Raw genomic sequence first — 8,891 nt, 5'->3', positions numbered from 1 at the left:
TGCGTGCGGCCACCATGGCCAGCACCAGGTCGCGTTCGCGGCACGGCTTGGAGGCCAGCAGGGAGGCGAAGCCCAGGCGCTGCATGGCCAGGTGCACGGCGTGCACGTGACCGTGCGCCCGTGAGCGCGTGATCTCGAAGGTCTGTGCGACCGGGCATTGCGCCTTACCGCGCAAGGCGGCGCGAATCGCCTCGATCTGGAATGCCTCCAAGCCCGACAAATTAGCCAGGGTGCGCTTGCACACTTTCGCCCCCTCGCGGTAGGACTCCCGCAACAACACGGTGGGAGTCGACCCTCGGTTGGGAACGATCTGAATGTGCCTGTCTACATATAGGCGCTATCCCATTGTGAATGTCAAATGTTTACATGTCTACAAAAAGGACCACAAAGAACCACCAATGTTATTGATCCCAAAGGGGTTACCACTCAAAAACGGGATGAATGGGGGAGGAACTTCAGACTAAACGATGCCTGTCGTTACGCGTCTCGATTCCGATTGGAACAACGTGCACCTGATCTGCTCGGACGGACTCACGAAGCACGTCACCGATGCGCGTATCGCCGAAATATTGGGCGCGATGACGAGTCCGAAGCAGGCGGCCGAACAGCTGTTGCAGGAGGCTCTCGACGGCGGGGGCACCGACAACATCACGGTCGTCGTGGGACGCGCCACGCCCAAGCCGCTCGCGTGATGCTCAGGCAGACGGCGGTGTGCCAAAGCGGGGCGATCCGAGTGGATCGCCCCGCTTTGCCAGATCGACAACCGCGCACTGGGTACCAGCTTATCGCTGCTGCCGCGCGCGCGTGAGATGCGGAACGATGCCAAGCATGCGCTGCACCATCATCAGCTGCGCTCGGTGATGCATCTCGTGTTCCTTGACGCCAAGTAACATCTCCATACGCGACTTGCTCGCATTGGGCAGCACGACCAGTTCGTCGAGCTGTTCGTCGCTCATGGCGTCGAGATGCAGGGCGAAGGATTCCCCGCCCGCAATCAGCGCGTCGACGATCTGACCCTTCGTGGTCAGCTCGGCAGCCATCGCGCCGGCTGCACCGAAGTATCGATGAAAATCCGGCATCTGCAGCTCGTGCTTGCGCTCCACGAAATGCACCTGCTCGGCCCAGTAGGGGCCGGTGGCGATATGCGCCAGCATGTTCGCCACCGTCATCGTGTCGGGCGTGGCGCGGAACTCGTATTGATCGGCCGCGATATCCTCAGCCAGCTGCACCGTGTTCTTGCGCACCGTGCGCCAGCTCTCCGCCATTTGCTTCGCACCGTAATTCTGCACGTCGATCTCCGTTGGGTTTGAAATGTGGCTTTTCGGTCCCGATAAAACAGTAGTTGGTTCGTGCGTTTCGGCAGCCTCTCAAGGTTACGCCGTGCCGTAGGTAGGAGCCCTCTGCGCCGCTGCGTTCTCCGTTTCTCTGCGTAACCGGTTCTCGATCCACCCGAGCATCGCCGTCAGTGAGCCGCCGTTGAACGGATCAGTGGTCGACGGACAGTCTGCTGAACTGATCACGCCGAGGACGCGGAGGACGCGGAGGCGCAGAGCACGCAGAGGAACGGTCCAGAATACTTAGCTCTTTGGGGTTCAGTGTGGGTGAATCTGGGCCCAAAGAGCGGCGGTCCTGCCTCACCCGCCGTTGTTTGAAGGTGCGTTTCAGCGGCAGATCGTGGTGACGCGGTTCAAAGCCGAGTCGGTCAAGATGTAGACCTTGCTTCGCGATCCAGCGGTGCGTGTTCACCTGAACACGTGGGGACACCACTCTTGGTGTGGCTGTTCTTCGCGTGCCTTCGCGATCTTCGCGGACTTCGCGCGAACTGCGGTGCTGGCGGCTGCCACGGAGCGAGCGGAGAGCCAGCTGGTTCGCGCGAAGCTCGCGGAGCACGCGACGCGACGCGAAGAACCGCAACATGATGGAAATGGGCATCGTGCCGACGGACGGGGCGCGGCGAACCACCACGCCTGTTGTGGCGGTGCTTCGGTGCAGGACGGTCCCGCGCACCTCCGCGCAAAAGACCGACATGCAGCGCCGCGTCGTTCAAATCGAGACCAGACAAAACGACGCCGTTCCTCAAGCAAATCAACCACCTGCACCGTTCTCCTCCCAAAACGTTGGGACGCTACTGACTCTGCATGAGTAACCGCTCCGGTTCTGTCAGCGCCTCGCCGGCACCAGCACCGCGCGCTCATCAGGCGAAACCCGCACCACGCGCAGGGACTGCGACGAGGCATTCGGCTGACCCGGGAGTTCGAGCACGATGCGATAATCGCCCGTCTCCACGAACGACGTTCGGCCACCACCGAATCCACCGCCACCACCGAATCCACTGCCGAATAGGCCCGCGCCACCAGCAACGGGCGCACGATTCTGCGCGGCGATGAGGGCCTTGGCCTGGTTCTCCGGCGTGCCCGTGCTGTCGGCGCCGCCCCGTCCTTCGGCCGGGCGAGCATTGAAGCCGGCCGGAAACCCGGGATCGGTGAGGGTGCCGGTGGCCTGCGGCGCGCCACCGAATCCACCGCGACCACCGGTGTTCGATCCCTGCATGGTCGCGCCGGTGGCCTGCAAGTTCCACGTAACGGTGTTCAATCCCACCGTGTTGGTGCCAAGCAGGCGCGCAATGGTATCGCCGGCCGCGTTGAGTACGGTAATGCGTGGCGCTCCGCCACTTACCGGTGCCGCCAGTCGATAGGTGATGGCCGCACCGGCCGGCACGCGTTCACCGCGCCACATGCGCTGGGCACGCGGCTCCGACCCCGGCAAACGCTCGCCGTACTGCAGCGCCACGGTCGGCTTGAACAGCATCGCCGACGCCGACAACGCCAGCGCGGTGAACTGCTGCAGCGCTGACACGTCGAGGATCTGCACGCCGCGACCGTGCGTACCGGCGATGAGTTCACGATCGCGCGGATGCACCTGCAGATCGTACACCGGAACAGTGGGGAGATTAGTGTCGAGTGTGAACCAGGTTGCGCCCTTGTCGAGCGAGGCATAGACGCCGAGTTCCGTACCGGCGTACAGCAGCGAGGCGTTGAACGGATCCTCGCGCACCACGTACACCGTGTTCGGGCGCCCGACGTTCAGTCCGGCCGCGATCGAGCGGAACGTCTTCCCAAAGTCATTCGACACGAACAGATACGGCGCGAAGTCGTTGTCGCGATGATTGTCGAAGGCCACGTATACGGTGGCAGAATCGGACGGACTCGCTTCGATCCTGGCAACGTGCGTGAACGGTGGCACGCCGGGGAAGCGCATGCTCAGATCTTCCCACGCCCCGCCGTCGTTCTTCGTGAGCCACACCTTGCCGTCGTTCGTTCCGACGTACAACACACCGGCTTTGAACGGCGACTCGGCGATGGTCACGATGGTCGCGTTTTCTTCAGCGCCCGTGGCATCGCGCGTGATGCCGCCAGTGGCATCCACCGCCGGATTGCCATCGATGTCGAAGCCGGTGGTGATCCGTATCCGCGACTCATCACGCGATGAGAGGTCGGGGGAAATCGCGTACGGCTCCTCTCCCTTCTTGACCGACTTGAACAGCTTCTCGGCGCCGGAGTACAGCACGTTTGCATCGTGGCGCGACAGCATGAACGGCGTATTCCAGTTCCACCGCGTGGCCACATTCGGATCGGCGAGCTCCTTCTTCATCTGCACGCGGATGTCGGCGATGCTCTTCGTCTGCTCCGGCGTGAGCGGCGGCGTGCCCGAGCCGCGGATGCGCGCGATCTGCTGACCGAACTGCGTGCGCGTGACCGTGCGCGCCCTGACGTTCACCACGTCGCCGGTCGCGACGTTTCGACGCGCAATGTTGCCACCCTGCGACTCGTAGTACACAAGGTCGGGATTGAACGGATCCTGCGCCGTCTGCAGACCGTCGGCCGCAAAGATTGCGAACCAGTCGGTCATCTGCAGCGGGGCACCGGCGCGACGGCTCAGACCGCACGACGTACCGTTGTCCTGCAGACCGCCGCATACACGGTACGGCACCTGAAAGTCGTAACTGATGCCGTAGAACTGGCCCATGGCCATGTTGTTCACGGCATCGTAGGTGCCACCCTTGTCCCACGTTTGAAAAATGCCCGCGTCACCACCGACGATGAAATGCTCGGGGTCATTCGGATCGATCCACATGGCGTGGTAGTCTTCGTGAATACCCACCATGCCCGCGCGCCACGAAGCACCGCCGTCGTCGGAAAAGGCGAAATCGACAGCCATGCGGTACACGCGATCCGCATTCCTGGGATCGATGCGGATCTGCGAGAAGTAGAACGGGCGATTGTTGATGGTGCTCATCCACGTCCACGTGGCGCCGCCGTTCGACGAGCGATACAGTCCGCTCAGCAAGCGCTGCGGCTTGGCACCGCGCACGCTATCGGCTTCGACCATCGCGTAGACCATGTCGGGATTACTCGGCGCGATCGCGAGATTGATGCGCCCCTTCGCTGTGGCAGGAAAACCACCGCCGGTGATCTCCTTCCACGTGGTCCCCCCGTTGGTGGACTTCCAAAGCGCCGATCCGGGACCGCCACTCTTGAGGAAGTGCGCCTTACGCATGCGCTCCCAACTCGTGGCATAGAGCACGTTCGGATCGCGCGGGTCCATCGCGAGGTCGACGAAGCCGGCCTTGTCGCTGATGAACTTGGCTAGTGTCCAGGTCTTGCCGCCGTCGATCGTTTTGTAAAGACCACGCTCCGGGTTCGTGGCCCACAGCGCGCCCAGTGCTGCGACGTACACGATGTCGGGGTTGGTGGGATGCACGAGGATGCGACCGATGTGCTGCGTCTTCTCGAGGCCCATGCTCTGCCACGTCACGCCGCCGTTTACCGACTTGTAGATGCCGTAGCCGGGCGCGACGGAATTGCGTGAATCTTCTTCGCCCGTTCCCGCCCAGATGATCTGCGGATCGCTCGGCGCGATCGCGAGATCCCCCATCGACGCAATCGGACCCTTTTCCCAGAGTGGCACGAACGAGGTACCGGCGTTTACGGTCTTCCAGATGCCACCCGTGGCACCCGCCACGTAGAACGTTTTCGGCTGACCGGGATGTGCTTCCACATCGGTGATGCGTCCGGCCATGTTCACCGGGCCGATCGAACGCCAACGCAGGCCGTTCAGCGTGGCCGCATCGGGAATCTGCGCGCCCGACACGCTCGCCCAGAGTAACGTCGGGATGGCAATACGAAACAGAAAACGCATGACAGTGATGTAGAAGTTTCGAAGGAACAGTGAAAGTGATGTGCGCGTCAGCGCATACCGGCTTTCTGCAGCGCGCTCACGCCGCCGACCACGGGAATACGGAACGACGACTTGGCGAGATCGAGCGTGAGCTCGGCCCCCGCCTTCGGCCACAACGTGAATTCGCGGTCGCTCGACATGATCATCACCGCAAGCTGCTTCCCGGCGGGAATGAATTCATCGGTGGGTTCGAGATCGAAGGTGACCTCGCGATACTCACCCGCCTCGAGCGCCTTCCCTCGATTCTTCGACGCATAGTTGCCGCCCTTCTTGAGCGCTTTCGCGTTCTGCAAGTCGGCCCAGCCGTGCGACACGTTGCCCACGTAGCTCTGCGAGCCGGCGCGCGCCGAGTCGTAAGGGAGCATCACGAGCCACACGCTGAGGTTTGCGGCCTTCACCGTGGCCGCCATGCGCAGCGTCACGCGCGGCGTGCCTGAGATGTGCACCGTATCAGTGAGCACCGGTGTCGCATACAGCAGGCGGTTGGCTGAAGAAGGCGCACTCGCCAGTGCGCTGCCGCTGAACGCGACGTCGTCGATGAGCGACTCGGCGCCCGTGGCAACCGGCGCGAACGCCAGCGACGCGATGCCGCGTCCACCGGCGGTAGGATGCAACGTGACTGTCTGCGTGCCGGGCACAGGGAACGTCGCGAAGGGCGTCGGCAACGCCGTGGCGCGAAGCCGCAGATTCGGCGCCGGCGCCCCAGCTGCTACCGTCGCGGCGACGGCCGCCATCGGGGCCTGTGCGGCAGCATCCTGCACGATGTACGCCGATTGATCACCCGGCACGCCGTTGTTCACGCCGTAGAGGTAGTGACTGAACCAGCGATTGAGCATGTCGGCCGGCGGATTCCCACCATGTCCGCCCTGATGCAGATACAAGCCGACCGGCAGTCCGCGCGCCCTCATCTCGTCGTAAATGCGTACGCTGTGCGCCGGCGTCACGTTGTAGTCGTTCAGGCCGTGCGCCAGCAGCACGGCGGCCTTGATGTTCTTCACGTACGGCAACAGATCGCGCTTCTTCCAGAAGTCGTTGAAGTCGCCGGTGACGCGGTCCTGTCCTTTCGGCCCGGCGAATACGTTGCTCTTCCAGAGCACATCGCACCGGGCACGGGTGGCCGGATCACCGCTGGCCACGAAGTCGTACAGCACGTCCACGTCTTCACCCAGATAGCCACCGGGTGAGCGCACGAGTCCGTTCGAGCGGTAATACAGGTAGTACGACGTATTCGGCAACACGGGCACGACCACTTCGAGTCCCTTCACGCCGGTGGTCGCCGCAGCCAACGGCAACGTGCCTTCGTACGACGTACCGATCATGCCGACCTTACCGGTCGACCAACCGGTGGCGCGTACTTCCTCGCCACCCGCGGGCGTGGTGTAGCCCTTGGCGCGGCCGTTAAGCCAATCGATCACGAACTTCATGGGCGCGCGTTCGGGATAGTCACCCACGGTCGCGCAGCCCTGTGACAAGCCGGTGCCCGTCGCCTCCGAGTGCACCACCGCGAAGCCGCGCGGCACCCACTCGTTCACCAGCGCGTTCGAGATGCGCCGGCGGTTGGGCTGGTGCACCGGCGCCACCATGGCGCGGCGTGTGGGGGGCTGATCGCCGAGTTCCTGCTGCACGTTCCAGTTGGAATCGTCGCGCGACGTGCCGGCGAAGTACGGACTTGAGCCGTAGAGCACCGGCACTTTCAGGCCACCACCCTCGGTCTGCGCTGGACGGGTCACGTCTACGTGGACGCGATCCTTGCGACCGTCGCGATCACTATCGAAGTCGGTCTCGACCCACAGGTCATGGCGAATCCACGTGGTGGAATCGCGCCATTCGGGGACGACCTGTGTCATCCCGTTGACGAACACGGGGGCGACGGTCTTGGCAGGCGGCTGCGCGAGGGCGGCACGGGCGACCAGCACGGCGACCAGCGCGACCGGGGCGCGCAGGCAGGCGAGAACAGAACGACGGCTCATATCGCGGTGTCGGAAATGGAGGCGACGCGGACGATCAGGGGGACCGTCACGAAGGAGTGGGCGGTAGAGATCGCCCTTGCTCAATGTGCGGACTGAACGGCTCAGGGGGCAGTACTGCGGTCCTGGACGTCGGCACGGTTGTGAGGGGAACAGCCTTACTGCGGATCAGCACGAATGACCGCGGATTGTTCCTATGCACGATCAGTAGCGTCCCAACGTTTAGGGATTAGAACGGTGTACGTGGTTGAGTTGCCTGGGGAGCGGAGTCGTTTTGTCTGGTCTCGACTGGAACGACGAGGCGCTGCATGTCGGTCTTTTGCGCGGAGGCGCGCGGAACTGTCATGCACCGAAGAACCGCCGCAACAGGCGTGGTGGTTCGCCGCGCCCCGTCCGTTGGCACGATTCCCATTTCCATCATTTTGCTGTGCTTCGCGTCGCTTCGCGTGCTCCGCGAGCTTCGCGCGAACCAGCTGGCTCTCCGATCACTCCGTGGCAGCCGCCAGCACCGCCGTTCGCGCGAAGTCCGCGAAGATCGCGAGGGCACGCGAAGAACACGCACCTCTGGATCGCGAAGCAAGGTCTCCCGCTTGACCGGCAACGCGTGTACGCAATGCTACAGATCCTGAGAGTGGCCCTGTTCGTGCAAGTCCCGCTCCATCAACTACGCGCGTCACCACCTGGTTATTCAGACGCTGATTTCAAGCCCATTCCACTCGTTCTCCTCTGAAAAACGTTGGGACACTACTGATCATATCTGGACAGTGTTGCTTCCAGCCGCGCGTTACGCGTCCCGATAGGCGGCGCGGTTCCGCCCTTCCCAGTTCTTGATGTCGTCGAGTGCCGAACGATCGGTAGCGGCATAGCGACGACGATCAGCGCTGGTGGCCGGATCGTCGGCCGACGCGGCCACGATTGACGCGAGCGGAATGCGCCAATGCTGCCAGCGCGAGAAGAAGGTGTCGGTGCCGACCCACTGTTCGGCCCGCCCCGACTTCTTGCCATTCTCGAGAGGCTGATTGCCGACGGCCGTTTTTGCGAACAACGGAACCGCGGTGCAGCGACCGGACGCCGCGTCGAGTCCGACCAGCAGAAAGTCCTGCGTGCCGACCACCGACCGGTCCCCCTCGGGTCCCAGCACAGCATTGGTCTGGCACCCGCCGAGGGCGCGCAAAACGGCCGTGTCCAACTGGACCACAAGCCCTGGGGTAACGTCTTCGTGCGTGAGTGACATAGCGGATGATGCCCGGAACGGCGAGCACTGGCAAGGTCACCCGGTGTGCGTCAGGGGATGATCAGAGCGTTCAGGGTGTGGCCAGCCACGGACGCACTCGGCGCGCCCACCGTGACGGTGGACGGCCGATACCAACGCGCTTACGGCGCGATGGTGAAGTTGAACGTCAAACTGATATCTGTATCTCCGGTGCACGACGTGGCCGCGGCCACCTTCGACGTACTTCCGTAGTGACAAAGCACCACACGCACCGTGCCGATGCCGCTGGCGGCCGGTGTGACCACCTTGCTGAAGCGCAAGCCCAACGGACGATTCTGTCCGTCAACGTCGGTGGTGGTGATTGTGACACCGGCGTTCGTGACCGTGTAGAACACGCGATGCTCGTTGGCCTCCTTCTGCACCTCGGCGGTGATGTCTTCCGCCGGAGTTTTGAGACGGTTTTCAAACTTCAC

General features: G+C 63.3%; 5 protein-coding genes and 2 pseudogenes. 1 reads left to right on the top strand and 6 read right to left on the bottom strand.

From position 1 onward, the window contains the following. A pseudogene (locus tag ACESNG_RS17775) lies at positions 1-211 on the bottom strand (transposase); the annotation flags it as partial. Positions 212-467: 256 nt separating this feature from the next. On the opposite strand from ACESNG_RS17775, the gene ACESNG_RS17770 reads away from it, so the two are divergent. Then, entirely contained in the window at positions 468-692 is a 225-nt protein-coding gene (locus tag ACESNG_RS17770) for a PP2C family serine/threonine-protein phosphatase (RefSeq protein WP_373061040.1), read from the top strand. A gap of 90 nt (positions 693-782) precedes the next feature. Here the strand turns inward: ACESNG_RS17770 and ACESNG_RS17765 are convergent, their stop codons facing one another. The 5 genes and pseudogenes from ACESNG_RS17765 to ACESNG_RS17745 form a co-directional block, all read right to left on the bottom strand. Beyond that, positions 783-1,289: a DinB family protein gene (locus tag ACESNG_RS17765; RefSeq protein WP_373061041.1), complete on the bottom strand. Its 507-nt coding sequence runs from the start codon at positions 1,287-1,289 to the stop codon at positions 783-785. Between the two features lie 871 nt (positions 1,290-2,160). Continuing rightward, positions 2,161-5,199 (bottom strand): WD40/YVTN/BNR-like repeat-containing protein, encoded by a 3,039-nt coding sequence (locus ACESNG_RS17760; RefSeq protein WP_373061042.1) that lies wholly within the window; start codon positions 5,197-5,199, stop codon positions 2,161-2,163. Positions 5,200-5,246: 47 nt separating this feature from the next. Continuing rightward, positions 5,247-7,208, bottom strand: coding sequence for a Xaa-Pro dipeptidyl-peptidase (locus ACESNG_RS17755; RefSeq protein WP_373070101.1), 1,962 nt, complete (start codon positions 7,206-7,208; stop codon positions 5,247-5,249). 781 nt (positions 7,209-7,989) lie between these two features. Beyond that, positions 7,990-8,439: a hypothetical protein gene (locus ACESNG_RS17750; protein WP_373061044.1), complete on the bottom strand. Its 450-nt coding sequence runs from the start codon at positions 8,437-8,439 to the stop codon at positions 7,990-7,992. 140 nt (positions 8,440-8,579) lie between these two features. Next, positions 8,580-8,891: pseudogene (locus ACESNG_RS17745) on the bottom strand (type 1 periplasmic binding fold superfamily protein); the annotation flags it as partial.

Source organism: Gemmatimonas sp. (genome assembly GCF_041689975.1).
In the GTDB taxonomy this organism is placed as follows: Bacteria; Gemmatimonadota; Gemmatimonadetes; order Gemmatimonadales; family Gemmatimonadaceae; genus Gemmatimonas.
The sequence above is the reverse complement of the archived record's forward strand: the minus strand, read 5'-3'. Positions and strand labels throughout refer to the sequence as shown.